Origin of the sequence: Massilia pseudoviolaceinigra, from assembly GCF_030846505.1 — a bacterium.
In the GTDB taxonomy this organism is placed as follows: domain Bacteria; phylum Pseudomonadota; class Gammaproteobacteria; order Burkholderiales; family Burkholderiaceae_D; genus Telluria_A; species Telluria_A violaceinigra.
This window is the reverse complement of record NZ_JAVCWL010000013.1, coordinates 109,537-135,425: the sequence shown is the minus strand read 5'-3', so window position 1 is coordinate 135,425 and position 25,889 is coordinate 109,537. Positions and strand designations below refer to the sequence as shown.

Genomic DNA, 25,889 nt, shown 5'->3' with positions numbered 1-25,889 from the left:
CGCGCAGTCCTCGCAAGCTGCGGGCTGCGCGAGCTGGCCACACGCCGCACCCAGCACACATCTACACACGGCGCTCTGGAGAGCACCCGAAAATCTCCAGTGGTGCCTTACCCCCACCCCTAACGATCTGCATACACTGATAGCTACAGCATCGGGGGGCGATTTTCCCTACGGGCAAAATCGTCGGCCATACCGACAATTCGGCGCAAAAACGCCTCAATGTCGTGCCGATAGCCCCCCACTCGATTCCTCATTTTCGGCTCTGCTGTTTCTGCTTGGCAAAGGAAAGGCATCAACAAAGATAAACGATTTATACGATTTATCACATTGTCAAAGCTTTGTTACTTGAAGCACTAATAGGATTTCGGTACTGGCTTTATCACTACTACGCGTATGCAGGAACGTAGGCAAAAACGACAATCCGTCACGGGCGGTCGTATCCTTGGATTCGGCCAAACCGCCAATGACAACCAGCTCGCCATCGGTCATCGACAGGGCCGTTTTCAGCTCGCGCTTGATGAGGGTCGGGGACGCATTCACGCCGGTATCAGTCTTGACGAAGTTGCTTACCTGCTGCATCACGGTCAGGTCAACGCCCCCGTCATGGATAACCGGCTGGATATCGAAGATCACGCCACTGGAGCGGTACTCCACCGACTGGACGGGCGCACCACCGGTCCCGGAAAAGGTCACGGCGCCGAGGACGGGCACATCCTGGCCAACTGTGAAACGCCCACTGCCCCCGGACACGACACGAAGAACGGGCGTCGACTTGACCACGAAACGGCCATCGGTGGACAACGCGCTGGCGATCAGATCGATACTATTGTTCTTGAAGCGCAGGAAGTCGCCCACGGCGGAACCGCCGCCCAGGGAAAGCCCAAACTTACCGCCCAAAAGATCGAGCGCGAGCTTGAAGCCCGACCCATCACGGCTGTTGGTCTGCACCTCGTACAGCACACCGCGCACCAAGACATCGCCAGCGGCAAAATCGACCTGCTGCAAGAGCTTCCTCAAGCGGTCGACCTCGATGGCAGAACCCGAGAACACTAGGGTATCGCTCTTGCGATCGATGGCAGCAGCCGCCGATCCGGGCGGAGGCGCAGTGTTATCGGCCTTACCGCCGACCGGAGACGCGACGACCTTGCGAGCAGTGAACGAACCCTTGAACAGCGGGGACAGAAGATCGACCAGATAGGACCCGTCGCGAAAACGCGGACGGTACACAAACGTCTCCAGTTCAGGGTCGGGCTTAACAGAGGCAACGGACTTGGCGATGTAGTCGACACCGGAACGGCGGGTGACGGACAAGCCCACCGACGAGAAGAACGCCAGGACGAAAGGCCGGACATCGCCCGCACCGGCGTCATAGCGGAACGAAACGAGCCGGGTATCGGTAAGCACCTCGGGATCGATCACATACGGGTCCTGCAGGGCCTCGGCATAGATCAACTGCACAACCTGGCTAACGCTGATCGAGCGAAAATCGAACCGCGCAGGGACAGGCGACGCAGCCGCGGAACGGCCATCAACCGCGGCACCAGCGAAACCAATCGCGGGGGAAATCACTGCAACCGCGGCGAGAAAAACACACAAGAGCCTCCTCATTTGGGCACCACGGATGAGTGGACGGGTCCGGCCGGGCCGGTGAAGGACGACACGCGCGCGCCGTCGACCTCGCCAATCTGGACCAAGCCGCCGTTCTGGAAAACCGATGGCGACTCCAGGCGCACGCGGCCCTGCGGATCAACGAGCACAACCCAGGAGGCGCCACGCGCCGTATACGAACCGGCAACGCGCCACACGTCACTGAAGGGAGCGCCACCAGGCGGCGATGTAATACCAGGAGAAGAAGCGGCACCAGCTGGGGACGCGGCACCAGCAGCAGAAACGCCGGACGAGGATGCAGCCGCACCGGACGAGGGCAAGGCGGGCGACTTCGCAGCACCACCAAAGAAGCGCGACACGAGATAAGCGGACGCCCCGAACATGAAAATCACACCGGCAATGAACAGCCAGAGCTTGCCGGACGCAAAAACGTTTTGGCGGGCATCGGCATTGACGATCACACCGGAACCTCCACCCTTGAAGCTGGAGTACAGGGGAAAAATCTCCTTCTTGTACTTGCGGATGGACGTACTCAGCAAGGCCGCCTTGACCTGCTTGTGACCTTCCCACATCTGGACCGAATACGTGTTGGTCATTCCCAGGGAAACCTTCTTGTGCGTCCTGAAATTGAAGGCGACCACGTTCTTGATGAACCTATTCAGAGTGCCCATGTCCTGAATCATCAGGACCAGATCGCAAGCGACCTTGGTCACGGGATCAATGAAATGCCTGTGCTCAAGAAAGAAGGACTGGTGGTGCTTGTGGATCTTGGCACCGGCAGCAGGCCAAAAGCGCCAACCTTCATCAATGGCCACGAGATCCCCAGGCTGCACAATCGTGTCGGTGTGAGCGCTCTTGCCATCGTCGTAATACGGGAAAAAGTCGGGCAAAAACACCTGGGCGTTCTCGACGTGGAGAATCGAGCCATAGGCAGCAGGATTATCGTCCGGGTACTTCGCCTGAAGGTAATCGACAATGGCGGCCTCGTTGATGCCATCGACGTTGGTCACCACCCGCCTGCCAACCCGGACGGCGGGCAAGATAACCTCGCTCACCACCTCGTAGCTTTTACCCGAACCCATCAGGCCCGTATAGACGTTGATCGGCATCGTCTATCCGATCACTGGAATACGGCGGATTATGAACCGAGTGCAGCAAGCGGCCAGCACCAGGGGAATCGCAGCACCGACATTGAACAGGTCGAGGAAGTACCAGGCACCGCTCGGAATGCCGCCCAGGGTGGACGAGAGCGCAGCACCAGTGGGCAACAGCGGCACCAACACGGACATCAGCCCGGTCGTAATCATGAACAACACCGAGAAGGCCACGAACTTGATCAGGACGGTACGAACAACGAAACCCAAAACTGTGTTGAGGGCGGAAAGCAGAATGCCGAACATGGAAAAACTCCTAAGCGCGAAGAACGATAAACAGCGCGACCATGGCCCAAACAGCAGCCATCACAGTAGCAAGAGTGGCGCGGATCGACTCGGACATTGTGCAGTGTGAATCAACGACGAACTGCTTGCCGAAAGCGGAAAAGTTCGCAACAGGACACTGCGACGAATGCGAAGGCACCGCGAACGATTTCAGGGTCGGGAAGAGATCGAGAATGGGCGCGAGGATCATCTGAGGGGTAGGCGTCGGTTCCAGCGTCGGCGCGCCGATGCCGGGATCGGTCCCGAGATTCTGCAAAGGCGACGACGCCGCAGGATTGACACCGGTCGATGGCGCAGGCCCCGGATTCTGCGTAGGCGCCGTAGGCGAGCTGGGAAGAGTCCACGGACTATTGGCCGGCGACTGCGGCGCAACAAAATCACCAACAGTCGGATAACGGTCCGGATTGGCATCCTTCCAGGCGCTGACATCAGCCGGCGTGATGGGATCATTGGCCAGATACGGCAACCCATCGTAACCAGGCTTGGAAGCCGCATTTTTCCAGGCAAGATCAGCGACAGCGGCCACAATCGCAGGATTAAGCGGCTTGCTCGTTTCCGACTGCGGCAACTGCTTGACCGCCTCTTCCGGAGTTAGACCGGTCTTAGGCGGCACCACCGGCATAAGCGGATAGGTCAACGACTGACAAGCACCAAGCACCTCCTGCATGCCACGACCACAGCTTATGGTGGCCTTATAACCCTTGAGCGCGGTAGCGTTACCGCACCAGTAGATAAGCGTTCCATCAGCAAAACAATGCGGCGTAGATGGCTCCTTGACACCCTGACGGATCAAATCCGTGTAGTAATGTTCATTGGCAAGGCTATGGCCCGATCCGCCGAGACGAAGACCGGTGATGAATGGATCGTAGTATCCCCAAACATCATCGCCCGCCTCAAAACCCGGCGAATCATAGGACAGGTTGGATTTTCCGGTCTGATCGATTTTGCCGTCAGGACGGAAATACCAACTCACCAGGGCATCAATGCCAACGCTCACCGCGTAACTGACGACCGTGGCGACACCGGCACCAATGGCAACGCTAACCCATGCCGGAGCCGTAATAGTGCCAACGACGGCAGCGGCAGCGACACCGCCGATAAAAGCAGCACTGCCATTGACGGTCGCCGCGTAACGGGGATCGTTCGCAGCAAATCCCCTTTGACTCATCTTCTGCTGCATGACCCCGGAAATCGAACTCTGCATCCTACTGACAGGAACCGCCTGGGCAAACGCCAGCGAGCAGGAAAGATACAGAACCAGACCAAGGAACAAGGCAGCAAACGAAACACCCGCAATCTTGCCCAAAGCTCTTAAAATGTTCATCCCTTGAAGCCCTCGATCACGGCCCAGGCGGACACGAGGCCCCACAAGAACATGCCGAAATACCAATACTGATTGGCTGTCATAACAACTCCCTAGACTGGAAACGAAAGACGAAAAAAAAGGGCCGCGCAAGCAGCCCCAGGGAATCAGAAACGATTAACCCGATTTGACCATAGCGATAATCCACTTGGCGCCACGCATGACGATATGCACACCCATAAACGCCACGCCGATGGCGAGGATGGCGGTGCTGACGCTGGCGAAGTCGACCGAAGCAGTCAACGGGGACAGATCGACAGGGGCGGCGAAAGCCGAAGCCGACACCAGGGAGCCGACACCAGCAGCCACCAGGGAGAGAGATTTTTTCATCTAAACACCTTACAAAACACCCGGAAAACGCCGGGACGCTGCCTAACGGCGAACCATGGAAACGATCATACCGACGCTCTTGGCGACGAGATAAAGGCCAACCACAAAAGTAAACGCGAGGGACCAGAGGCCAGCGGCAAGCCCATAATCGAAAGGAGCAGCCACGGCATCCAGAAAAGCCTCGGATTCTGGAGAAAGAACGTAGGACGGACGAGCGACAAGAAAACCGTTATTACCATCAGGCAAGGTGCACACGATCTGGTTTGACGTTCCAGCCACAAACAGGGCCGACTTGGGCGCAGTGCGCTGGCAAACGAAAACGACAGCCTGAGAACCAAGCGGCATGATTAGGCAGCTTTAGGAGTAGGCGCAGGGCGCGCTTGAACCTGCACAGGAACCATCGACGAGACAACGGACCCGATCCGCTTATCACGATCTACAGACACTTCAAATTCCACCTCGTAACGACCGGGCAGCGTTTCCTTAAATTTTTCAGGAAGGACCAGTTCGCCTATGAGAGGCTCGGGAGCGCCGGTTTCAGGATTGTTACGCTCAACAATGCACTGGGCCATACGCATATCGTAAGCATTGCCAGTCTTCCTCGAGGTTCCAGACACAACGGCAACATAGATGATTTGAATGATGTTTTTCATAATTTTTCCAAGGTGGTTTCGCCCACTAGAGCGATTTTTTTAACGTGACTGTCACGGAAATCTGCTATCGTTCGCTTAACCCATTCGGGATAGGTCTCATACCAAACGGTATAACTATGGTCTCATACCAAACGGTATATAGCAATGCGCAAAAGTAACAACATTGATTGGATATTGCAATGAACTATGAAGAATTGATAGCTAAAGCGTTAAAGGGAAGGTCAATCAACTCTATGGCGAAAGCATGGGGAGTGAATCAACCGACGCTAAGTAGATGGGTAAACGGCCAACGACTTCCCGACTACAACACTGCGCTCAAGATCGCGAAAGAAGCTGGCGTAGAACCCGGGGAAGCGTTTGAGGTGTTCGCAGCGCAAGAACGAAATCACAGCTCCAAAAACTTCAGATTACAACAGGGTTTTGTACAAACTGAGCTTCTGCTCCTACTAACAGTAGCAGGGGGTGTGACACTTTCTATATTATGTTAAATCAAGGGGGTGGGAAACGCCGTCGTCGACTCTTCTGTCCGAATAGCTTGGCAGACCAAGGCGCCTGTTCCGGATGACGTTTCAGTCCCAATCACGCCCGGGCTGGTCTCGGCCGCACCGATGCACGGAAGCTGCGCTGCCCGCTGCCCGCTGCCCGCTGCCCGCTGCAACGCCACGCCAACCCCGCCGGGCCAGGATGCTGTCGGGTTTGCCAGTTGCGCTCACGAACGGGTAGCAAGTGCGCTCTGACCGTCCGATCACTACGGAGTCAAAATGGCCGCACGGTCGCCATTCCATCAACACTGGCATCAGCGTGGACATGCTCGAGAATCAAGCGCATCACACCGACCTGGTCCGCGCCAAACTTTGCTGCAAGGTTACGCTCGAACTGCACATGGAAGCGATGCGCCTCCGCCATTGCCGCCACAGCGCGCGGCGTCAATGCGAGGCGCTTGCTACGGCCGTCGCCGGGTTCGTCATGGCGTTCGACGTAGCCCTTGGCAACCATGTCATTAATCACCTTCAAAGCACCTTGTGCGGTAATACCCAGCGCCGACGCCACCTGTTTGAGGCTCTGAGGCTGGGCTTCCAACATGCGAAATACGTACCCAAAGGACGATCCGAGATCGTCAAATCCCTTTTCCGCCAGACGCTTGTGCAACTGGATCTTGAACGTGCCGAAGGCCACGTTCAGCAGGATGCCGAAATCCGTCATCGCTTTTGTCGACATTTAATTCACCTAAGCTTATAATCTTAGGTGAATTATATAACAGGAGCCATTATGTCTTTCATTGCGAGCACCGAAGCGCCAACCTTTAACCTGCATGGCGCCTCGTTCACCGGCCTGGCTTCGCCCAGCCGCGGCGCGACCGAAACCGCCGTCTGGATCGTCACGCTCGATTCGGGCACGCCAGCCACGCCTCACCAACTCACGCGCGAAGAGATATTTGTCGGCCTGGAAGGCCACGCCACGGCAAAAATCGGAGATCAATCGTTCGAAGTCACACCGGGCAGCGCCCTGGTCGTGCCACCCCACACCATGTTCACGATTACGAACTCAGGTGCGACCCCGTTCAAGGCCGTCGCGGTCCTTCCGGTCGGTGGACAAGCTGTGATCGCCGGCCAGCCGGCGTTCACTCCGCCTTGGGCTGCGTAGAGCATGTAAACGAGCCAGTCGCGCCGGCCAGCACGCCGGCCAGGGCGAGCGAAGTGCGCCTCAATACATCGCTCGCCATATCAAGATCCATGTGCGGCCGCCCCAGCACCCAGCTGTCAACCAGCGATAGCTGAGCCTGCGCGATCTGACGCGCGATCACCTCGACTGGCATGGTCGACGCACCCGTAGCCTGGCCTTCGAGCCTTTCCAGGACGAGCTTGGTGCGGTAATGCTCATAGAAAGTCGAGCGGCCGATATTGGCCTGAGGTAACTCGAAAACTGCATGCTGACGTACGACCCATGAACCTGCCAGGCTTGATTGCCAGCAGGTGGCCACCGCCTCGTTGCCCAAAATCGAAGGTAATATTTTAAATCGACAATATAACGGGTAATGTCGATTTAAATAAATGGCATGACGGTGTTTGCCTCACTGTCGACCCCGCCAGTTTTTCTGCAGTGTCTCGAAAACGCCTGTTGAAATGGTGACAAAATTTCGAACTCTTCCACATCGTACTGAAGCTACCAGCCATTTTCCGCATCCTCCACCTTTGCCCATGCCAAGCGCGGGATGGGCAAAGGTCAGTCCGGCCCCGGTCTGTTTCCTGATCAGCCTGGCCGGCGTTCGCCGCCCCGCTTCTCCGCCGCTTGCAGATATCGAATGCCGGCTGCACGCAAGGTGCCAGACCGGCGTTTCAGCGCCCTGCTTCGATCGCAAAGCGCCAGGCGCAACCATGTCACGCCTCTGCGCTGCGCAGCCGTTTACCGGAAAAGCCTATCGTCGCATGGGCAATTTTGTCCCAGGCGCCAAAGTGGTACACAATCCTCCCCCGCAGATTGGCCAGGACGATCAAGGCGATACCGAAAAATATTGACGCGATGGCGGCGGCACTGGAATAGCCGGCAAGGAGCCAGGGGGCGGCCAGCAGCCATGCGCCGAATCCGATATTGGCGAAGCGCAGCGGCCGCGCAACCTCCCCCCATGCCATGATGGAAAACGTAACGATCAGCGAACCGATGATGTGGTCGTTGTCGGCAGCCTCGTCCGCCGTGCCGAACAGCAGCCGCGTACACATCAATGCCACCCCGATGGCGGTACTGGCCAGCAGGCTCGAGGGAACACTCACCCCGCTGAGCAGCATTTCGCGCAGAATGGCCCCGATCGGCGCTTCGAAATTGTCCGAATAATCGGCGCTGCCGCCGTCCATCGTGTCGCCGCGCAGCATGACGTACCAGAGGGGCCTGCCCTGCCGCCGGCGCGCCTTGAGGAACTGCAGCGTGGCGAGGATCTCGTCGAATGAATAGGGAATCTGCAGCAGCATCGCCAGTGCGCCGATCAGGCACAGGGTGCACCAGGTGCCGATTACGATCGGCTGGATGATGATGAAGAACACGCTGACTGCGCCCAGCGGCACAATCAGCACACCGAACAGCAATACCAGCCAGGGCATCGTGCGCCAGCGCCGCTTGTCGCCGATGACCCCGGTGACGATTTCGAGCACATAGACCGATGCGCCGAGCCCGGCATCGGCCACCGGCCATGCTTCCGATACCGATGAAGTAATGATGCGCTCGGTCCCGTCGCCGAAGAACGGGTCCCATGCCGCGTCGATGTGCCCCAGCTGGAACGCCGCCAGGTAGCGCGAGATGACAAGGCCGACCAGGGCCAGCGCGATGATGGGCAGGCGGTTGGTCCAGCCGGACGGGCTGTAATCCCATCCCGGCGGGGCGTCCGGGCCGCTGATGCGCGCCACCGGCGTGATTGCGGGCGGCGCTGGCAGCGCGACCGCGAAGATGATCAGTAAGGCGCCTACCAGGGTATCGTTGGCATAGGCCGCCGGGCTGCTGGTCCAGAAAAGAATGGGCGCGAACAGCAGCCACAGCCCGACTGCCGCCGTACTCCAGCGCGCCCAGCCGAAATCGCGCGAGAGCGAGAACAGGCCGAACAGAATCACCAGCAGCCCCGCGGCGATGTCGCTGGCGGTCATCCAGGATGCGCTGTAGGCCAGGCCGCGCCCGTTGGGAGCCCAGGTGGTGCCGGCCTGCATCCATTGCTGCGCCAGGCCGAACGCGAACGGACTGGCGATGAGCCACATGCCCAATGCCATATTGGCGAAATGGCACCAGAGCGTCTGGCGGTGCCCGGCGCGGGCAGTCATGTTGTAGTCGGCGATCATCCGGGCGCTGGCTGCGCCGGCATCGCGCACGTCTTCCAGCCATAGCGGGAGCGTCAGCTTGTTGCGCCGGTACCAGCCGGGCGGATCGGCACGCAGGCGCGCGATGATGGTTTGCAGGCTGCGCCGCAGGGAATGGGCGGGCCGCCAATCGAGCAGCGTCTGCGCCCGGGAGATGTCGAGCTCGTAGTGCTCGTCGGCCATGCGGACCATGAACGGCTTGACGAAGGGGGCCTGGCCGCGGTCGATCGCGTCCGGCACCACGATCTCGGCTTTTTGCTGGAACCAGGCGCCGGCCGCGGCCACGGCTTTGGGAATCCGCCGGGTCTCCCATGGTTCGCCATGGAGCAGCCAGGCGATCAGGTTTTGCAGCGTTTCGTAGCTTTCCGCGACTGGTTCGCCGATCAGCACCGTGGTTTCCTGCGCCAGCCGCGCGCGCCTGTCGACGGCGGCGCGAAATGCCGCTGCCACGTCGTCGATGTGGACGCAGGCCTGCCCATGCGAGGCGTCGCCCGGAAATACGCGGCTGAGCATCTGGCGCTCGAAGATGCGCTCGATCTGGTGCGCCAGCGAGGGCAGCTCGCAATCGTCCGTGTACACCCCGGCAATGCGGAAAATCACCGACGGGGTGGTGCCGCGCTCGGCTTCGACGATGCGTTCCGCCGCCAGTTTCGATTGCGGATACGGCCATGCGGGCGCCAGCGGCGACGTTTCGCTGATGAGGCGCCCTGGCGAACTCGGGGCATGAACCAGCATCGTACTGGCGTAAATGAACTGGCCGACCTCGAACGATTGCAGGGCCCGTAGCAAGTTCCGGGTGCCCATGACGTTGACCGCCTCGTACAGCGGATCGGGTTCGTCCGAGAAATCATAGAACGCGGCAAGGTGGATGACCGAGGCGATCCGCCCGCCGTAGCTCGACCGCAATGTATCGAAGGCCTGCGCCAGCGCCGCCTCCGAGGCGATGTCGGCGTCGATGCAGTCCGGGCCCTTGCATTGCCGCTCGAGGCCCACCACACGGTAGGCATCGGACAGACGGGCAGCAATCGCGGTGCCGATTCTGCCCTCCGATCCCGTGATCAAGACAATCGGTTTGTCCGCGCTCATCTCCGTACCTTCAGGTTGGCTGAAACAGAAGAATCGGCGCCGATCCGGCGCGCATCGTCCTCCAGAGCCCTATTCTAGGATCGGCACCGCATCTCTCTTTGATGTATGCGTTGGTCGGTCATGCAACTTTTAGCGCACATGCTTGCCGGATGCTCGCGTGCATCACATTTGCCGAAGGCCGCATCGGGGCCGAACCAAGTACTCGCCGCACGGATCTATAAGGCAGCGCGTGCATGCGAAAATGGGGCCAGTCGCATGCGTTCGCTTCAGGCCCGGCCGCAAACGGAGGAACCATGTGTGCGACAGAGGCGAAACACATTGATATTGCGCTGCAGGGCGGCGGTGCGCATGGTGCGCTCGCCTGGGGAATGCTCGACCGTTTGCTGGGGGATGAACGCCTGTCGATCAGGGGGATCAGCGGCACCAGCGCCGGTGCGGTGAACGCCGTCGTGCTGGCCGACGCGTTCGCCGGCGCCCGCCGCGCGCTGGCCACCTTCTGGCGGGCGCTCAGCCATGCCGCCCGTCTCAGTCCGTTCCAGCGTACCCCGCTCGACCATCTGATGGGGCGCTGGAGGCTTGACAGTTCGCCGGCGTACGCGTTTTTCCAGATGGCGACCAGCATGGTGTCGCCCTATGAATTCAATCCTTTCAACATCAATCCCTTGCGCAGCCTGTTGGCTGAACTGATCGATTTCGAGCGCGTCCGTGCCTGCGACGAGCTGGGACTGTTTATCTCTGCAACGAATGTGCGCACGGGACTGGCGCGGATTTTTCGCCGGCATGAACTCGATATCGACAAGGTAATGGCGTCGGCGTCGCTGCCACAGCTGTTTCAGGCAGTGGAAATCGACGGCGAGGCTTACTGGGATGGTGGCTACATGGGAAACCCGGTGTGTTTCCACTGATTGACGAATCCTGCCCGCGCGACCTGGTGATTATTCAAATCAATCCTGTGGTACGCAACGAGCTGCCGCGTACCGCCGCCGAGATCGCCAACCGGCTCAACGAAATCACTTTCAACGCCAGCCGGGGTCCGGGAAATCAGTTCCATCCTCCTGCTCAAGCGACTCATCGACGAGGAAAATCAGGCGCACGTCCGCTTCGCCGATACGCGCCTGCATCGGATCAGCGCCGACGACGCGGTGCTGCAACTGAGCGTGTCGAGCAAGGTGAATGCCGCGTGGGACTTTTTGTCTTACCTGCACGACGTCGGGTACGCCGCCGCCGATGGCTGGATCGAGCGCAATTTCAAGCTCGTCGGTCGCCGCTCGTCCATCGAGGCGGGGCCGGTAAGCGGACCGGGTCCGGAACCGGAACCGGAACCGGATGCGGATGCGGAAGGCGGGCCGGCGCGCTCTGCACCTGCCAGGCGCAACCCGGCCCGGCACCGGGATCGCTGAGTGCCCGGAAAAATCGGCTCATGTCGGCGCGCGCCCCGCAGCCCGGCCGCATCCGGGCCGGCCGGCCGCGGCACATGCGGAGCCGTTGACGTCGATGCGATCGCCAGGCGGTGCACCCGGCGTTTCCCCGCGCCGATGCACTCGGGGGCGGCGCCGCAACGCGCCCGAGATCAACGCGCCCGTGATCGGCGCGCCGGTGATTCGGCATCCACCCGGCGGCAGCGGCCGTGGCGCCACCGGCTGGGTGCTAGCGCTTATGCGGCAGTGGCCACCATGCGGCGGCATTCGTCCGCACAACGGCGGCATGTCTGCGAACAGGCCTGGCAGTGCGCAGCCTGGTGCCTGGCGCATTCTTCGCCGCAGGCGTCGCAGACGTCCGCGCACACCTGGCACAGCGCGCGGGCGAACTGGCTGCCGCGGGCCATGAATCCGGCAGCGGCCCGGCAAAGATGGGCGCAGTCGATATCGAGAGCAATACAGCGCGCCATCATCGTCACGTCGTCTTCCTTCAGACAGGCGCTGGCGCATTCGTCGCATGCCGTTGCACAGGAGTGACATGCCTCGATGCAGGAATCAAATTGTCTCTGGTTCATTATTTGCCTCCGGTTTCCAATGATGTCAATCGCTTCCCCGCGCCCCGCGCATGGAGGCGCGAGGGTGCGTACTCAAAAAGCCCGGCACTAGGCCTTCGCGCAGCTCAGGCGTACCGAAGCAAACTCGTCGAAAAAACCCAATGGCTTGCTGATATCGGGTACCCTTTGCCCGGGTTTGAACTGCGCAACCTGATCCGCGAACTTCTGGTTGTCGAACACAGTCAGGGTCGCCTTGGGGCCGATTTCAACGCTGTCGACCTTGTCATCCCAATTGAGCCCGAACGGGCCGCTCATGTCGGCAATGTCGAGCGGTCCTGCCAGGGTGAGCGTGTCGCCGCTGTAGTTCTTGCCCGAATATATCCGGGCCCAGCAGCCGGATTTCATGGCATTGTCCTTGGTGGCGACAGCGACCGGGACCAGCATGAAAATGGTGGCTGGCACCACCATTTGGCCGGCCGCTGGCGCCCCCTGCCCTTGCTGCCCCTCAGTGGCGGCTGCCGCTTTTCCGCCTTGGGAATTGCCTCCTTGCGCCTGCCCGGCGCCGGGCGCGCCATCGGCCAGGCCAGTTGCAGGGGCCGCCGCCAGCGCGGCCAATATGGTAAATCGACGAATCCAGTGTGTGTACATGATGCCTCCCGTAGTCATCCGATGCGGGGCGCGGCACCCGCCTGGCTGCGACGGCGCCCCTGAACATTCGATGGCATTCGCGCTGCGGGGTTCCCGGACCGGCTGCAAGCGCCTGGCATGCGCCCTGGAATACAGCGCGGGCAGCTTGCCGGGGGCGCGCTATTTCACGATCAAGGCGTTCTTTACCTCGCGTACGCCATTGACACGGCGTGCTACATCAAGGGCACGTTGGACGTTTTCATGCGAGTCGACGAATCCGCTTAACTGGACAACGCCGCGGAAAGTCTCGACCTGCACGTCGCGCGCCTTGACGTCCGGATCGCCAGCGAGCGCCGCTTTCACCCTGGCGCTGATGGCCGTATCCTCGATGGCGACACCGATGCGCCGGTCGGTCGGTTCCGAAGCACACCCTGTTGCAAGGGCAACGAGCATGGCGCTGATGAAGGTCAATTTAAGTGGTCTGGCAAGGTTCATGGTTTTCTCCTCAGGTCACGATACGAATCGGCCCGAAAACACGGGCGGGTATGATTCGATCGCAAAAACCCGCGCCGGTTCCTGCGCCGGCCCTGGCAATGCCCGGCGGCTTGCGCCAGCCGCTCTCCTGGCTGTCGAACGCTGGCGCCGTCAGCGTCGCGCGCGGGCCAGCCAGGAGCGGACCTGGTTGGCATCGCGGGCGCGCGAGAATTTGCCTTGTGCGTCGAGAAAGATCATCACCACCGCGCGCCCTTTCACCTTCGCGTGCAGCACCATGCAGCGGCCCGCTTCCGATATATACCCTGTCTTTTGCGTGCCGATGTGCCAGCTCGGGCTGGCAATGAGGCGGTTGGAATTGCGGTACACCGTCGCCTGGCGCCCTTGTGCAATGGTATGGTCGGGGTCGGTCGAATAGGTCCGGATCAGGGGTTGCTGTTGCGCTGCGATAACCAGCCTGGCCAGGTCCTCGGGCGTCGACACGTTCAGGCTCGACAAACCGGTCGGTTCGACAAAGCGCGAGTGATGCATGCCCAGGGCGCGCGCTTTGGCATTCATCGCCAGCACGAATGCGGGCGTGCCGCCGGGATAATGGCGTCCCAGGGCCGAGGCCGCGCGGTTTTCCGAACTCATCAGTGCAATGTGCAGCATGCCGGAGCGCGCCAGGCTGGTGCCGACCCGCAAGCGCGACGAGGAATACTTGAGCCGGTCGACATCGGCGTCGGCCACGGTCAGCACCTCATCCATGTCTTGCCCGGCCCCGATGACCACCAGCGCGGTCATCAGTTTTGTGACCGAGGCAATCGGCATGACCGCGTCCGCATTTTTCTCGTATAACACCTTGTGCGCCGATGGATCGATAATCAGCACGGCGCTCGACCTGAGCGCGGCCAGCGTCGCCCGGCGCGGCGAGTCGGCCCGATAGCGCTTTGCCGGCCTGGCGCCGCTTGTCGCGCGGCGTTTGGCGGGCCTGGCCTTGTGCCTTGCCTTCGGCCTGGCCTGGGCATGGCGCACGCTTTTCGCCACCGCGCCGGCGCCAGCCTGTGCGCTGCGCGCCTGCGCCGGAACAGCCAGGAACGCCAGCAATGCCAGCGCCATTGCCGCCGTGCCGATCATGGCGGGGAGAGAGATTTTCATAAAGTCATCGGCGGCCGCGCCGCCCCTGGTTGGTCGGAAAGCCGATCAAGCGGCTTGCCTGAAGGTGACAAGGACCCGTAGTCCCGTTTCCGGGGGGCGTGAATCGGAAAGTGCAATCGTCGCCTGCATGCTCTCGGCCACGGTGCGCGTGATGGACAGGCCCAGGCCCGAGCCGATTTCGCCATTGCCCAGTACCCGGTAAAACGAATCGAAGACGCGCTCGCGTTCGGCGGGGGCGATGCCCGGGCCGGTGTCGTCCACCTGCAGGATGACCGCCGCGCCCTCGCGCCGTACCGTCAGGTCGACGCGGCCGCCTTCGGGCGTGTAGCGCACGGCATTGTCGAGCAAATTCTTGACCAGCACTTTCAGGTCGACGAAGCGGGCCTGGATGTCACCGTCGGCCTCGCCGATCACGCCCAGGTCGATATTTTTCGCTTCGGCGAGCGGGATCATGTCTTCGAGCACTTCGCGAATGACGTGCGCAAGCGACACCTTGCCCGCCGCTTCGCGCGGCGCTTCCTGGGTCCGCGCCAGGGTCAGCAGCTGGTCGAGCAGGATGCGCGTGCGTTGCAGTCCGGCGCTCAAGGCATCGAGCCGCGAGCGCGCCTCCTGCGGCATGTTGGCCGCGCCCAGGCGTTCGGCCTGCAGGGACATCGCCGTCAGCGGCGAACGCAGCTCATGCGCGGCATCGGCGATGAACCTGCGCTGCACGGCCAGGGACCGTCCCATCCTCACCAGCAGCGCGTTGATCGCCACCACGAATGGCCATACTTCCGTAGGCAGCCCGGCGTGATCGAGGGGGCCGAGGTCGGCTTCGGACCGGCTTGCGAGGTCGCCGGCGAGCGTTTCGAACGGCTTGAACATTTGTTGCAGCAGCACGCCCACCAGCAACACCAGCACCGGCACCAGCAGCAGGATCGGCATCAGCGTGCGCAAGGCGCTGGCGCGCGCCGTGGCGTCGCGCACCGTGGTCTGCTGGCCGACCGCCACCCTCACGCCCCTGGCGTTGGTCTTGACGAAGACGCGCCATTGTTCATTGCCGACCAACACCGTTTGCAGTCCGTCGCCGAGCAGGCTCGAAAAAACCGGCGGACGGGCAGGCAGGGGTGCCGGCAAGCCGTTACCCGTGCGCAGGAAACGCACGACCACGCGCGCATCGAAGTCGACGTCGCCGGCCCGCTCGCGCGCCAGCGGCGAGGACGGTACGGCATCGAGCCGGCTGATCAGGTAGCCGGTCTGGCGCAGTTGCAGGTCCTGCAGCTTGTGCGCTTCATCGGTGGCCCAGACGAAGGAGATGACGCCGGCGGCGGCGGCGATGAGAATGATCGCCAGCGACAGCCACATCGACAGGCGCCAGCGCAGCGAGGCGCCTACCGGCCCTTCGACACCATCCATCCCACTCCCCTCACATTCTTGATGACGTCGGCGCCGAGCTTTTTACGCAGGCTATGGATCAGGAATTCGACGGCGTTGCTTTCCACCTCTTCGTTCCAGCCATACAGCCGGTTCTCGAGCTCCGAGCGCGACAGGATTGCGCCCGGACGCAGCAGCAACGACTGCAGCAGCGAGAATTCGCGCGCGGTCAGGCGCACTTCAACAGCGCCCACCTGGGCTTCATGGGTGGCCGGATCGAGCGTGACGACCCCATTCGACAGGTTGGGGCCGACCGCATGCTCCTTGCGCCGGGTGAGCGCGCGCATGCGCGCCAGCAGCTCGCTCATGGCAAACGGCTTGACCAGATAGTCGTCGGCGCCGCTGTCGAGCCCGGCCACGCGGTCTTCGGTGGCGTCGCGCGCGGTCAGCACCAGCACCGGCACGTCGTTCCTGGCCGAGCGGATCGCGCGCAGCACCTCCATCCCATCCTTCCTCGGCAAGCCCAGGTCCAGCAATACCAGCGAGTAGCCCTGCGCCGCCGCGATGCTGGTGAGCGCGGCCTGACCGTCGCACACCCAGTCGACCGCGTAACTGGCGTCACGCAATTCCTGCTGGACCACGTTGCCGATCATCGGATCGTCCTCGACCAGCAGCACTCTCATGCCGGGGCCCCGGCCGGCAGCGCGCCGGCGGGCGGGCGTTCGAACATCTCGCTGGCCACCCGCGACAGGTCATTCATGCCGGAACCGGCGTCCAGATGGGCGGTGAGCCAGCGTGCCTGGCCGCCGTCGCGCATCAGTTCCCCGATCATGCGGCAAGCCAGGCCGAAGCCGGGATCCGGCGAACGCCGCGCCAGGCGTTCGAGGTCGTCCATGACTACCTGCCTGACCGGCAGGCCGACGCCGGTGCACGGGTTGATCCAGTTTGCCTCGACCCCGTCCTTGGCCGCGTTAAAGCGGTTCCAGGCGTACAGCTCGCGCGAATCGTCGAGCGGCCATGTGCCCGGCGCCTCGAACGCTTCGATGCACAGTTCGCGTGCATAGCAGGCCAGCGCGGCCGCGTAGGACGGGTGCAGCGGGGTATCGAGCACGCGCAGTTCGATGGTCCCGAATTCGGGCTTGGGCCGCACGTCCCAGTAAAAATCCTTGATGCTGTTGACAATGCCATGGCCGGCCAGGCGCGCGAAGTGCCGCTCGAAATCGTGCCAGGTGCGGATGTGGGCGGGCATGGTGCCGCTCATGGGAAAGGCCCCGACGACATTGCTGCGGGCGCTGCAAAAGCCGGATTCCTCTCCCTGCCAGCAGGGCGAGTTGGCCGACAGTGCGATGAACAGCGGCGCGCGTTGGGTCAGCCAGGCGCACAGGCGCACGGCTTCGTCGGCGCTGGGCACGCCGATGTGCACGTGCATGCCGAACACCGTGAACATTTTCGCCAGATAGCCGTACTTTTTGGCCGACTCGCGGTAGCGCTCCTTCGGATAGATGCGCTGCTCGTTCCATTTCTGGAAAGGGTGCGCGCCGCCGCCGGAAATGGCGGCGCCGACCCGGAAGGCGGCCTGCTGGACGCTGGAACGGATTTCCTCGATCTCGGCGGCCGCTTCGGCGTAGCTGCCGAGGATCGAACTGGCCACTTCCAGCATGGACGTGGTGATTTCCGGCGTGGCGATCCATTTCTTGCGTTGCATGTCGAGCAGGCGCAGGATGTCCGGCGCGGCCGGCATCAGGTCGTAGGTGAGGCGGTCGAGCACCATCAGTTCGAGCTCGATGCCCATGCTGCCCAGTTGCGAGTGCGCAAACGGCGGCAGGTAGGCCGGACCCTGCCCGGCCACGGCCAGCGCCTGGGCGGCGGCGAGGCGCTCTTGTTCCAGGATGGCGTCAGCCATGTTCATCTCCTTCGTGTGTCTCGTCTGCAAGCTTCAATCCCCACCAGGTCAGGCCCGGCCCGACCAGCACGTTCAGGGCCAGCAGGGCCGCCATGATGCTGGCCGCGGCCTCGCTCATGTACGAGGCCCCGCTCATCGAATTGTCGACCACCAGCGAGCCGAAACTGACCAGCGAGCACAGCGACAGTGCGATGGCATGCTTCTTGTTCCGGCTCCAGGCGGCGCTTGGCATCAGGGCCAGCCGGGTCAGGCCGATGCGCACGGCGAAGATCAGCAGCGCCGCGAGCAAGGGCATCCATTGGAACAGATGCTGGAGCTGGACCAGCGCGGCCGACATCATGAACAGCAGCGCGTAGCCGATATCCTGGGCCGTCTTGACCTGCGCCTGGAACACGTTTTCGCGCGTTTCTGCGTTACGCAGCAACAATCCCATCAACAGCAGCGACAACAGGGCGCTGGCCGAGCTGACCGAACACAGTCCCAGGTCCATCATCAGAGCCGCCAGCAGGATCCCCGGGCGCAATCCGGCTTGTGCTTTCGAAATACGGGTGGCGATCGTATACAAACCATAGCAGAGAAGCGCAATGGCCGCGCCCAGCGCGAGTTGGCTGCCCTGCCGCAACAACTCGCCGGAAAAGCCGAATTCGGCGTTGATGCCGTGGCTGCGCATCCACGCCAGCGAGCCCGACAGGGCCAGCAGCGCGACCAGGTTGCTGATGCCGACCGTATTGGCCGCGGCATACGTCGCCACCCCGCTGGCGTGCGAGTCCGACACCATCGACGTGAACACGACCGGATTGACGGCGATCAGGATGGCGGCGATGAACGCCGCTTCGCCCCAGCCCAGGCCGAAGGCGGCCAGCACCGCCCACGCGCCCATGCCGCGCAGCACGCAGCCGAGCACCAGCGAGCCGCCCTGGCGCGGACTGCGCCACAGCCACGCCAGGTCCATCTTGCGGCCCACTTCGAACAGGACCAGTGCCGAAGCGGCGTTGAACAGTTCCTGGAACTGCGACAGCAGCGCCGCATCGACCAGGCCCAGGCCGCTGACGCCAAGGATCAGTCCGGCGATGACCGCGCCATACAGCTTGGGCCAGCCGCGCGACTGCATCAGCACCCCGATCACCTGCGACAGCAGCAATCCGGCGCCGACCACGGCCAGTGGTGAAAGCAGCCACAGGGGAAGCGTTGAGACGTCCTCATTCATGCTCGACCGCCCAGCGCGCGGCCAGCGCCCGCAATTCGTTTTGCAGCACCTGCTCGGCGCGCGCGACGGCCTGCGCCTCGACCTGGCCTGGCGGCAGCACGGTCGTGATGCGCAGCCTGACCAGGGGGCCGCTGCCCTTGGTCGGAATCCATACCTGTCCCTTGAGCGTGGTGTTTTCGATCCACACGGCATGGAATTTGGCGCCGCCGCGGGCATGGGGCGCCTTTGGCACCAGGCTGAACGGCGTGAGCCAGGTCGCCTTGGGATAGCGCCGCGCCAGTTGCAATTGCATGGCGGCGCGCTGCTCCAGGCGGCTGTCGTCGGCCGCGTAAGGCAGTTGCATCAATTGCTGTCCGAGTCCCAGGGCATCGACGGTGAGGCACAAGCGCTGCGCCTGCCACTGCCAGGTTCGGGCACCGATTTCGCCGGTCCGCTGCGCGAGGTGCGCTTCGAGGACGCTGTGCAGCATGCGTTCCTCGACCGGTCCGGAGGCCGGCTCGGCAGGCGAGCGCAGCTTGGCGGCGCTGGCTGCCAGCAGTGCCCAGCGCTGCTCCTGCCAGCGCCGGGTGGCGGCGCGTTCGGATGGGTCCCAGCGCCACTCGGTCAAGCGCCATTCGCCGTCGGCCAGGCGCTGCACCGTCACGATGCGCTTCTGCGGTCCGTGCTCGTCAATGACGCTCTGGCTGGCCCACGCGCTGCGCCACACCGGCGCGCCCGTGCCGGCGCGGGCCCAGGCCCACCATTGCGCTTGTGCGCTGACGCAGGCGCCGGGCTTGACGCCACCCTGCCCGCTCCAGCGCCGCATGCGCAGGCGGTTCTGCCATGCGCATTCGGCCACGCCCCCGCTCACACCGGGTCCCGGCGCTGGCGTGGCGTGCTGGTCGACGCAGGTCCATGGCCGTTGCTGCGCAAGCACGCGCAGTTGCGTGCCGACGTCGGCCGCCGGCATTGCTCTCGATGGCGCCGCCGCGCCGATGGCGCTGCCCGGCCATACGATGGCCATGGCCATGGCGATGACAGGCAGGACGCGGGACCAATATGCCGGGCTGCCAGCGGGTAGCTGTTGAGACAATATGCTTTCCTCCGCGTGATGAGCGTGTTGATGCGCGGCATCGTCGTGGACGCCGGCTCAGCAATGGTAGAGATTGACACTTAGCGAATACTTAGTGAGGGGCCGCTTTTTGCCGATCGCGCAACTACGCCATTTTTCCACGAAATTGCCGTTCGCAGCGGCATCTTGTTGATATAGAATTATCGCCCATTAATAGTTGCGGACGGCAATCCCGATCGCTCCGACCCACTGCGACAATGGCGAAAAAACAGATTCCTTCCGACGTGCGCCGCCTGATTTTGAGGAACCTTCCTTCCATTCCCCATCTTGAAGCGCTGATGCTGCTGCATGCGAGCGCGCCTGCGTCCTGGTCCGCGCCGGACCTCGCACGGCGCCTGTACGTGGCGCCCGCCAAGGCGCGCGAGGTGCTCGACTACCTGCGCCGTGCGGGAATGCTGCGTGGCGGCGCCTCGCCGTCGAGCTATTTGTTCAGCCCGCGGCGCGAGGAGTTGCGCCATCTGATCGATACCCTTGCGCTGCTGTATTCGAGCCACTTGGTGGAAATCACGCTGCTCATTCATGCGAAACTGGACCGCGTGGCGCACCATCGGGCCAACGCTGCCGGCGCCAAGACCGGCACGTAGGTGCCGGGCCACGTCATGTCGCTTGCGCGCTGCGGCGACGGCGCCGCCTGAACTGAGCACGGTGACGGCGGCGCTGCGCCTGCGGCACTACGAGACGGCCATTGCCGACTTCCAGGGCACCAGCATGTTCAACCTGGTGCTGATCGCGCTCATCGACGCGCTGTATGCCGGACCGGCCGTGCTCGCCATCGTCGGCAATTTCTCCCTCCTTGCCACCTTGCTGTGCATTCTGATGGGGACCATTTACCTGATCGGGCTGATCGAACGCAGCAACCGCACGATCGCCCGCTTCGGCGTTGATTCGATCGTCATCCTGCTGTGCCATATCGGCGGGCTGTACCTGCTTTTTCAGCTCAGATAGGACCGGGCCGGCCTGACGCCGCGCCAGCGGAGCGATTACAGGCTACCCTTGCCGATCACCGAAGCGATGATCTCGTCGTGGCGCTCGTTGTCGGTCTTGTGCAGGTACGCCGCCGTGGTCGCGATGTTCGCGTGCCCGGCCGTGTCCTGCAGGGTTTTCAGCTGCACGCCGTTGTTGGCATGGTTGGTCAGCATGCTGTGGCGCAGCCAGTGGGGCGATGCCTGGCGCAATACCGCGGCCGTTTCGGTATCGCCCTGGGCCGCGGCGGCCGATGCGGCGGCGCCGAACACGGCTTTCAGGGCCTGCGCGGCAGCTTCGTCGGTGATGCGCACGCGTTCGATGCTGCGGCTCGATAACACCAGCGGCGTGCTATCGCCCCGATGCGTCTGCGGCAGCAAGCCGAACGCATGGCGGTAGTCGCGAAATGCCGCCAGCATCTCCGGCGGGACCGGCAAGCGGCGTGGCTTGTTTCCCTTGCCCACAACGTCGAGCCACCAGCGAGCGTTCCCTTCGGTATAAATCGCCCCCATGCTCGCGCTGACGATTTCGTTCAGGCGCGCGCCGGTATGGGTGAACGCCACCAGCAGGAAGCGGTCCCGTTCGCGCTGCTTGAACGCCGACAGGGTAGCCGCATCGCGCGCGCTGACGGTGGCCAGCGCCAGGGCGATGGCATGCGGCGTCAGGTAGCGCGTGATGCGGCTGGCGCCCGGTGCCTTGACGTTCTTGACCAGCCGCGCCGGATTGCGCCGCATATAGCCGGTCTGTTCGGCGAACGCCAGTAAACCCTTGACCGCGATCATCGCCTGGCGCCGGCTGGCGTCCGACAGCGGCCCGGTAAACGGGCGGTAGCGCGGATCGCTGCGCGGCCATTTGGTCGTTGCCACCCAGTCGGGCGGTGGATTTTTCAGGAATTCCTTGTACAGGTTCAGGTCCGCCACGCTGAGCTGGTGAAACGACCTGCCCGCTTCCTCTCGGCACCAGGTGAGGAAACGAAACAGTTCCTTTTGCGTGTTGGCGATCGATTTTTCGCTCAGTTCCCCGTGTGCGATGAATTCGCGGGCAATTTCGCTGTCGGTGCTGGCGTTGGTGATGGCGTCGTCGGCCACATGGAAAATGCCGATGTCCGGGCGCTTGGTGTCGCTGGGCACCGGACCGTTGCGCGGCACCGGTTCCAGATTGATCGGCGTGAATTTGTGCATGCGGGAAGTGTCGAGTACTGTGTTAACGTACAGTATAGCATCTGTAACAACTTAACGCTGCCCCGGGCGCACCCGGCGTAAACACGATTTCCCCTGGCGTAGCGCTCTTCCAACACTTCAACGGTAAAAACAGCACGCGGTACTGGTAACGTTTCCAGATTGTCATATTTGCATGTTATAAAGATGCGAACAGTAGGCGGTGCAATCCACGAAACCGCACGACGGCGGGGCTGCCGACGCTGCCTGGCCATCAAGAGAAGCGTGGCGGCCGGTTCAACCCGGCTGCATCACTTTAATGAAGTCCGACAATCACGAGGTAAATATGAGGTATTCAACATCGGGTGCGCCGCGCAATGGGGCAACGCCGGGACAGTTGCGCAAGCTGTCGGCCCAGGGGCTTCCCCTCGCACTGGCACTGCTGCTGGCCGCCTGCGGCGGCAACGGCGGCGGTGAGTCCCCGCCGGCCGCCCAGGGCAGCATGAGCGGCACGTCGCGCATGGTCGCCGGCGCCGGGCCGAGCGCGGAAGCGGCGCTCACGCCGCTCAGTGCCAGCGCCAGTTCGGCCGAGCGGCCCGACCTGGCCGGCACGGCCGCCATCGACCACAATGAGAACACGCGCTGGGCCAGCGGCTTTTCCGACGCCGAATCGCTCACGCTCGACTTCGGCAAGTCCGAATTCATCAGCCGCGTGCGCATCGACTGGGAAAACGCCCACGCCAGCCAATACCTGCTGCAAGTGTCGGACGATAACACCAGCTGGACCACCATCCGGACCGTGGACAACAGCCAGGGCGGCACCGAGGACATCACCGGCTTGATCGGCAAAGGCCGCTATCTGCGCATGCAGGGCGTCAAGCGCTCTACCCAGTACGGCTACTCCATCTTCCAGATCCAGGCCTTTTCCGGCGCGCCGGTGAGCACCAACCCGGTACCTGTCCCCGTGCCCGCACCGAATGAACCCGGCCAGCCGGGCGTGGCCATCAAACCGGTCGCGGCCAATTCCTCGCCGGTTGAAAACCAGGGCATGTCGGCCGCCATGACGATCGACGGCAAAGCGGCGACGCGCTGGGCCAGCAGGCCCGAGGACGGCGCCTGGATCGAGTTCGACTTCGGCGCCAAGACCCAGGTCGGCTACATGAAGCTGCTCTGGGAAAACGCCCACGGCAAGCAGTACGAACTGCGCGTGTCGGACGACGGCCAGAACTGGACCCAGGTGCGCAACGTGAGTAACGGCCGCGGCGGCACCGAGGAATTTTTCAACCTCGGCATCAACGCCCGCTTCATCCGCCTGCAGGGCGTGGCCCGCGCCACCCAGTACGGCTATTCGCTGTTCGAGGTGGCGTTCAAGACCCCGGGCAGCGACAACACCGTGCCCGTGTCCTTTACCTCGGCGCATCCCTTCCCCGCCAACGGCAATGGCCTCACTCCCCTGCCCGCTTCGGCCGAACCGCTCGAAACGCTGCAGTTCACGTTGCCCGACGGCACCCTGGTCACCCGCTTCGGCGCGCGCGGCCTGGCCCGCCACGGCCGCGAGCGCGGCGAGGACTGGAACGAGATCGGCCAGGGTCCCAACGAAACGGTCGATCCGGCAACCGGCCTGCCTGTCGACAAGGGCCCGGGAAATTACCTCACTTTCGTGCCGCAATACTTCAAGAACCGCACCTGGGGCGTCGAGATCATCGACAACAGCCGCGTGGCCGGCGTCACCACGCCGCAGCTGATCGTCAACCAGTACACGCAGACCGACTTCCTGTCCGGCGGCGTGGCCTTTTTCCGCGCCTTCGACCGCCCTGGCGTGACCGGCTACGGCTGGATGAATCCCGGCGAACTGGTCGACCGCAGTGTGGCCCAGTGCGCGCCGATCCCCTACCCTGCCAACGGCAAGCTGACCCATGTCAACGGCATCAACGGCGCCTGCACCCTGCTGGTCAAGGGCTACCCGGGACATGGAGGCATCGATGCCAGTGGTATGCCAAATGGCAAGAGCGTTGCGGGACGTCCGCTGGTCGCCGGCGACATCATTGAAGTGTCGCCCTCGTTTTTCTCGACCAGGGAATCGATGGCCGCGAAGGGCGACACCGGCGGCATCCGTTATTACTCGTACGAGTGGGTCTACGTGGTCGGCGCCGGCCTGAAGCCGTGGTACGGCGTGCAGCCGCGCCTGAACTCGGTGCCGCTGCCGGAAGAAACCTTGTCCGGTGGCCTGGGATCGATCTCCTACAACTACACCGACAACGGCCTGTTCATGTTCCAGCAGCCGCATAACAATGTGGGTATGCAAAACATGCAGCGCTTTGTCGAAGGCCGGCGTCTGGTGCATACGAATTTCCTGACAGGCGAGCATAACGAGCCGGGCAACGACCGCTACCTGCCCGCGGTGGGTCTGCAAGGACAGCGCTATAACCAGTCCGCCTGTATCGCCTGCCACGTCAACAACGGCCGCAGTCCGGCGCCGAGCGCGCTCAACCAGCGTCTGGACAGCATGTCGGTGCGCGTTGCCTCAACCAGCCCGACGGGCCAGCAACTGCCGCATCCGTTGTACGGCACCGCGGTCCAGATGAACGCCGTATCGCCCGCCGGCAGTACCCAGAGCTGGGGTGCCGGGGTGCGCGTGGCGGGCTTCGAGACCCGGTCGGTCAAACTGGCCGACGGCACCATGGTGGAATTGCGCAAGCCCACGCTCGGCTTTGAGGGGCCGGTGCCGGACGCCTTCTCGCTGCGCGCGGCCCAGCCGATGATCGGCACCGGCTTGCTCGAAGCCATTCCGGAAGCGGACATCCTGGCGCGTGCGGCCCAGCCGCTGGACGCCGATGGGGTCAAGGGCACGGCCAACTTCGTGTTCGATCCGGAAACCGGTGCGGTGCGTCTCGGCCGCTTCGGTTGGAAGGCATCGAAGGCGACCTTGCGTCACCAGAGCGCCGACGCGCTGCTGCTCGACATGTCGGTCACCTCGCCGCTCTATCCGAACCGCACTTGCGGCGCCAATCCGGCCGGTTGCGCATCAGGCGGAACGCAAAAAGGCATTCCTGACGCCGACCTGAAGTCGATCGCGCAATACCTGGCACTGGTTGGCGTGCCGGCGCAACGCAGCGTCGTCAGCGGCTTTCCGAAGGGCGTGGCGCCGCTCGATGAGCACCGCGTCGACGCGCAGCAGGTCAACGCCGGCGGCAAGTTGTTCCAGGGTATGCGCTGCGCCGCCTGCCACACCGTGCAGATGAAGACAGGCGCCGGCCATCTGTTCGCCGAGCTGCGCAACCAGACCATTCGCCCTTACACCGACATGCTGCTGCATGACATGGGCGCGGGACTGGCTGACAAGTTTGCCGAAGGCCAGGCAAAAGGCAATATGTGGCGTACCGCACCGCTGTGGGGCATCGGTTACACCGACATGGTCATGGGCAAGAACGGCAAAGCCGGCTACCTGCACGACGGCCGCGCGCGTAACCTGACCGAGGCGATCCTGTGGCACGGCGGCGAGGCGGACCGCTCGCGCCAGCGCTTCGAAAATCTGTCGGCGCAAGACCGCGAGGCCCTGCTGGCATTCCTCAAGTCGCTGTAATTTTTCGCTCGCGTGGTAAATGAAAAAGGGGGCCGGATAGCACGTCTATCCGGCCCCCTTTTTTTCATG

General features: G+C 62.9%; 28 protein-coding genes. 7 read left to right on the top strand and 21 right to left on the bottom strand.

The window, feature by feature from the left end; genetic code table 11:
- Positions 1-330: 330 nt before the first annotated feature.
- The 7 genes from RBA40_RS14705 to RBA40_RS14675 form a co-directional block, all read right to left on the bottom strand.
- Complete coding sequence (locus RBA40_RS14705) at positions 331-1,596, bottom strand: type II secretion system protein GspD (protein WP_306648563.1); 1,266 nt, start codon at positions 1,594-1,596, stop codon at positions 331-333.
- Between the two features lie 8 nt (positions 1,597-1,604).
- Positions 1,605-2,717 carry a zonular occludens toxin domain-containing protein gene (locus tag RBA40_RS14700; protein ID WP_306648562.1) on the bottom strand — a complete coding sequence of 371 codons (1,113 nt, stop codon included), beginning with the start codon at positions 2,715-2,717 and terminating at the stop codon, positions 1,605-1,607.
- Between the two features lie 3 nt (positions 2,718-2,720).
- Entirely contained in the window at positions 2,721-3,008 is a 288-nt protein-coding gene (locus tag RBA40_RS14695; RefSeq protein ID WP_306648561.1) for a DUF2523 family protein, read from the bottom strand.
- A gap of 10 nt (positions 3,009-3,018) precedes the next feature.
- A complete protein-coding gene (locus tag RBA40_RS14690; RefSeq protein ID WP_306648560.1) occupies positions 3,019-4,371 on the bottom strand; it encodes a hypothetical protein in 1,353 nt (450 codons plus the stop codon).
- A 156-nt stretch (positions 4,372-4,527) separates the two neighbouring features.
- Positions 4,528-4,740: a major capsid protein gene (locus RBA40_RS14685; protein ID WP_306648559.1), complete on the bottom strand. Its 213-nt coding sequence runs from the start codon at positions 4,738-4,740 to the stop codon at positions 4,528-4,530.
- Between the two features lie 42 nt (positions 4,741-4,782).
- Positions 4,783-5,085: a hypothetical protein gene (locus tag RBA40_RS14680; RefSeq protein ID WP_306648558.1), complete on the bottom strand. Its 303-nt coding sequence runs from the start codon at positions 5,083-5,085 to the stop codon at positions 4,783-4,785.
- Positions 5,086-5,087: 2 nt separating this feature from the next.
- The gene (locus RBA40_RS14675; protein ID WP_306648557.1) at positions 5,088-5,393 is read right to left on the bottom strand and encodes a hypothetical protein; all 306 of its coding nucleotides are present in this window, start codon (positions 5,391-5,393) and stop codon (positions 5,088-5,090) included.
- 179 nt (positions 5,394-5,572) lie between these two features.
- On the opposite strand from RBA40_RS14675, the gene RBA40_RS14670 reads away from it, so the two are divergent.
- Entirely contained in the window at positions 5,573-5,881 is a 309-nt protein-coding gene (locus RBA40_RS14670) for a helix-turn-helix domain-containing protein (RefSeq protein ID WP_306648556.1), read from the top strand.
- Between the two features lie 268 nt (positions 5,882-6,149).
- Here RBA40_RS14670 and RBA40_RS14665 read toward each other — a convergent pair whose 3' ends face one another.
- Positions 6,150-6,611: a MarR family winged helix-turn-helix transcriptional regulator gene (locus RBA40_RS14665; RefSeq protein WP_306648555.1), complete on the bottom strand. Its 462-nt coding sequence runs from the start codon at positions 6,609-6,611 to the stop codon at positions 6,150-6,152.
- Between the two features lie 51 nt (positions 6,612-6,662).
- On the opposite strand from RBA40_RS14665, the gene RBA40_RS14660 reads away from it, so the two are divergent.
- A complete protein-coding gene (locus RBA40_RS14660; RefSeq protein ID WP_306648554.1) occupies positions 6,663-7,037 on the top strand; it encodes a cupin domain-containing protein in 375 nt (124 codons plus the stop codon).
- On the opposite strand, the gene RBA40_RS14655 is transcribed toward RBA40_RS14660, so the two are convergent.
- The gene (locus RBA40_RS14655) at positions 7,015-7,374 is read right to left on the bottom strand and encodes a hypothetical protein (protein ID WP_306648553.1); all 360 of its coding nucleotides are present in this window, start codon (positions 7,372-7,374) and stop codon (positions 7,015-7,017) included. The genes RBA40_RS14660 and RBA40_RS14655 overlap by 23 nt on opposite strands.
- A gap of 397 nt (positions 7,375-7,771) precedes the next feature.
- Positions 7,772-10,315, bottom strand: coding sequence for an NAD-dependent epimerase/dehydratase family protein (locus RBA40_RS14650; RefSeq protein WP_306648552.1), 2,544 nt, complete (start codon positions 10,313-10,315; stop codon positions 7,772-7,774).
- Between the two features lie 233 nt (positions 10,316-10,548).
- On the opposite strand from RBA40_RS14650, the gene RBA40_RS14645 reads away from it, so the two are divergent.
- Positions 10,549-11,220, top strand: a complete 672-nt coding sequence (locus RBA40_RS14645) for a patatin-like phospholipase family protein (RefSeq protein ID WP_306648551.1) — start codon at positions 10,549-10,551, stop codon at positions 11,218-11,220.
- 111 nt (positions 11,221-11,331) lie between these two features.
- Here the strand turns inward: RBA40_RS14645 and RBA40_RS14640 are convergent, their stop codons facing one another.
- On the bottom strand, positions 11,332-11,466 hold the full coding sequence (locus tag RBA40_RS14640) for a hypothetical protein (RefSeq protein WP_306648550.1): 135 nt from the start codon (positions 11,464-11,466) through the stop codon (positions 11,332-11,334).
- Between RBA40_RS14640 and RBA40_RS14635 the strand changes: the two genes are divergently transcribed.
- Positions 11,458-11,715, top strand: a complete 258-nt coding sequence (locus RBA40_RS14635) for a hypothetical protein (RefSeq protein WP_306648549.1) — start codon at positions 11,458-11,460, stop codon at positions 11,713-11,715. The genes RBA40_RS14640 and RBA40_RS14635 overlap by 9 nt on opposite strands.
- Positions 11,716-11,969: 254 nt before the next feature.
- On the opposite strand, the gene RBA40_RS33745 is transcribed toward RBA40_RS14635, so the two are convergent.
- The 9 genes from RBA40_RS33745 to RBA40_RS14590 form a co-directional block, all read right to left on the bottom strand.
- Positions 11,970-12,308, bottom strand: coding sequence for a four-helix bundle copper-binding protein (locus RBA40_RS33745; RefSeq protein ID WP_510184484.1), 339 nt, complete (start codon positions 12,306-12,308; stop codon positions 11,970-11,972).
- A gap of 87 nt (positions 12,309-12,395) precedes the next feature.
- Positions 12,396-12,935, bottom strand: a complete 540-nt coding sequence (locus RBA40_RS14625; RefSeq protein ID WP_306648548.1) for a beta/gamma crystallin domain-containing protein — start codon at positions 12,933-12,935, stop codon at positions 12,396-12,398.
- Positions 12,936-13,094: 159 nt separating this feature from the next.
- Entirely contained in the window at positions 13,095-13,409 is a 315-nt protein-coding gene (locus RBA40_RS14620; protein WP_306648547.1) for a BON domain-containing protein, read from the bottom strand.
- Positions 13,410-13,559: 150 nt separating this feature from the next.
- Complete coding sequence (locus tag RBA40_RS14615) at positions 13,560-14,543, bottom strand: serine hydrolase (protein WP_306648546.1); 984 nt, start codon at positions 14,541-14,543, stop codon at positions 13,560-13,562.
- A 45-nt stretch (positions 14,544-14,588) separates the two neighbouring features.
- On the bottom strand, positions 14,589-15,938 hold the full coding sequence (locus RBA40_RS14610; protein ID WP_306648545.1) for a sensor histidine kinase: 1,350 nt from the start codon (positions 15,936-15,938) through the stop codon (positions 14,589-14,591).
- Positions 15,914-16,579, bottom strand: a complete 666-nt coding sequence (locus tag RBA40_RS14605) for a response regulator (protein ID WP_306648544.1) — start codon at positions 16,577-16,579, stop codon at positions 15,914-15,916. The genes RBA40_RS14610 and RBA40_RS14605 overlap by 25 nt, the downstream gene beginning before the upstream one ends.
- Positions 16,576-17,799, bottom strand: coding sequence for a YbdK family carboxylate-amine ligase (locus RBA40_RS14600; protein WP_306648543.1), 1,224 nt, complete (start codon positions 17,797-17,799; stop codon positions 16,576-16,578). Before RBA40_RS14600 ends, RBA40_RS14605 begins: the two co-directional genes overlap by 4 nt.
- Positions 17,792-19,006, bottom strand: coding sequence for a cation:proton antiporter domain-containing protein (locus RBA40_RS14595; RefSeq protein WP_306648542.1), 1,215 nt, complete (start codon positions 19,004-19,006; stop codon positions 17,792-17,794). Before RBA40_RS14595 ends, RBA40_RS14600 begins: the two co-directional genes overlap by 8 nt.
- Entirely contained in the window at positions 18,999-20,009 is a 1,011-nt protein-coding gene (locus RBA40_RS14590; RefSeq protein ID WP_306648541.1) for a hypothetical protein, read from the bottom strand. The genes RBA40_RS14595 and RBA40_RS14590 overlap by 8 nt, the downstream gene beginning before the upstream one ends.
- Positions 20,010-20,314: 305 nt before the next feature.
- Here RBA40_RS14590 and RBA40_RS14585 point away from each other — a divergent pair, with 305 nt between their 5' ends.
- Together RBA40_RS14585 and RBA40_RS14580 are read left to right on the top strand one after the other, a co-directional pair.
- The gene (locus RBA40_RS14585; RefSeq protein ID WP_306648540.1) at positions 20,315-20,701 is read left to right on the top strand and encodes a hypothetical protein; all 387 of its coding nucleotides are present in this window, start codon (positions 20,315-20,317) and stop codon (positions 20,699-20,701) included.
- Between the two features lie 22 nt (positions 20,702-20,723).
- Positions 20,724-21,062 (top strand): hypothetical protein, encoded by a 339-nt coding sequence (locus RBA40_RS14580; RefSeq protein WP_306648539.1) that lies wholly within the window; start codon positions 20,724-20,726, stop codon positions 21,060-21,062.
- Positions 21,063-21,097: 35 nt separating this feature from the next.
- Here RBA40_RS14580 and RBA40_RS14575 read toward each other — a convergent pair whose 3' ends face one another.
- Entirely contained in the window at positions 21,098-22,261 is a 1,164-nt protein-coding gene (locus tag RBA40_RS14575; RefSeq protein WP_306648538.1) for a tyrosine-type recombinase/integrase, read from the bottom strand.
- Positions 22,262-22,739: 478 nt separating this feature from the next.
- Here RBA40_RS14575 and RBA40_RS14570 point away from each other — a divergent pair, with 478 nt between their 5' ends.
- Entirely contained in the window at positions 22,740-25,820 is a 3,081-nt protein-coding gene (locus tag RBA40_RS14570) for a di-heme oxidoredictase family protein (RefSeq protein WP_374710499.1), read from the top strand.
- Positions 25,821-25,889: the final 69 nt, after the last annotated feature.

Bases quoted from the DNA above. Each gene is read 5' to 3' on its own strand.
- RBA40_RS14700 (WP_306648562.1), bottom strand. From the start codon at position 2,717: ATGCCGATCAACGTCTATACGGGCCTGATGGGTTCGGGTAAAAGCTAC.
- RBA40_RS14695 (WP_306648561.1), bottom strand. From the start codon at position 3,008: ATGTTCGGCATTCTGCTTTCCGCCCTCAACACAGTTTTGGGTTTCGTT.
- RBA40_RS14690 (WP_306648560.1), bottom strand. From the start codon at position 4,371: ATGAACATTTTAAGAGCTTTGGGCAAGATTGCGGGTGTTTCGTTTGCT.
- RBA40_RS14685 (WP_306648559.1), bottom strand. From the start codon at position 4,740: ATGAAAAAATCTCTCTCCCTGGTGGCTGCTGGTGTCGGCTCCCTGGTG.
- RBA40_RS14680 (WP_306648558.1), bottom strand. From the start codon at position 5,085: ATGCCGCTTGGTTCTCAGGCTGTCGTTTTCGTTTGCCAGCGCACTGCG.
- RBA40_RS14675 (WP_306648557.1), bottom strand. From the start codon at position 5,393: ATGAAAAACATCATTCAAATCATCTATGTTGCCGTTGTGTCTGGAACC.
- RBA40_RS14670 (WP_306648556.1), top strand. From the start codon at position 5,573: ATGAACTATGAAGAATTGATAGCTAAAGCGTTAAAGGGAAGGTCAATC.
- RBA40_RS14665 (WP_306648555.1), bottom strand. From the start codon at position 6,611: ATGTCGACAAAAGCGATGACGGATTTCGGCATCCTGCTGAACGTGGCC.
- RBA40_RS14660 (WP_306648554.1), top strand. From the start codon at position 6,663: ATGTCTTTCATTGCGAGCACCGAAGCGCCAACCTTTAACCTGCATGGC.
- RBA40_RS14650 (WP_306648552.1), bottom strand. From the start codon at position 10,315: ATGAGCGCGGACAAACCGATTGTCTTGATCACGGGATCGGAGGGCAGA.
- RBA40_RS14645 (WP_306648551.1), top strand. From the start codon at position 10,549: ATGCGAAAATGGGGCCAGTCGCATGCGTTCGCTTCAGGCCCGGCCGCA.
- RBA40_RS33745 (WP_510184484.1), bottom strand. From the start codon at position 12,308: ATGAACCAGAGACAATTTGATTCCTGCATCGAGGCATGTCACTCCTGT.
- RBA40_RS14625 (WP_306648548.1), bottom strand. From the start codon at position 12,935: ATGTACACACACTGGATTCGTCGATTTACCATATTGGCCGCGCTGGCG.
- RBA40_RS14620 (WP_306648547.1), bottom strand. From the start codon at position 13,409: ATGAACCTTGCCAGACCACTTAAATTGACCTTCATCAGCGCCATGCTC.
- RBA40_RS14615 (WP_306648546.1), bottom strand. From the start codon at position 14,543: ATGAAAATCTCTCTCCCCGCCATGATCGGCACGGCGGCAATGGCGCTG.
- RBA40_RS14610 (WP_306648545.1), bottom strand. From the start codon at position 15,938: ATGGATGGTGTCGAAGGGCCGGTAGGCGCCTCGCTGCGCTGGCGCCTG.
- RBA40_RS14605 (WP_306648544.1), bottom strand. From the start codon at position 16,579: ATGAGAGTGCTGCTGGTCGAGGACGATCCGATGATCGGCAACGTGGTC.
- RBA40_RS14600 (WP_306648543.1), bottom strand. From the start codon at position 17,799: ATGGCTGACGCCATCCTGGAACAAGAGCGCCTCGCCGCCGCCCAGGCG.
- RBA40_RS14595 (WP_306648542.1), bottom strand. From the start codon at position 19,006: ATGAATGAGGACGTCTCAACGCTTCCCCTGTGGCTGCTTTCACCACTG.
- RBA40_RS14590 (WP_306648541.1), bottom strand. From the start codon at position 20,009: ATGGCCATCGTATGGCCGGGCAGCGCCATCGGCGCGGCGGCGCCATCG.
- RBA40_RS14585 (WP_306648540.1), top strand. From the start codon at position 20,315: ATGGCGAAAAAACAGATTCCTTCCGACGTGCGCCGCCTGATTTTGAGG.
- RBA40_RS14575 (WP_306648538.1), bottom strand. From the start codon at position 22,261: ATGCACAAATTCACGCCGATCAATCTGGAACCGGTGCCGCGCAACGGT.
- RBA40_RS14570 (WP_374710499.1), top strand. From the start codon at position 22,740: ATGAGCGGCACGTCGCGCATGGTCGCCGGCGCCGGGCCGAGCGCGGAA.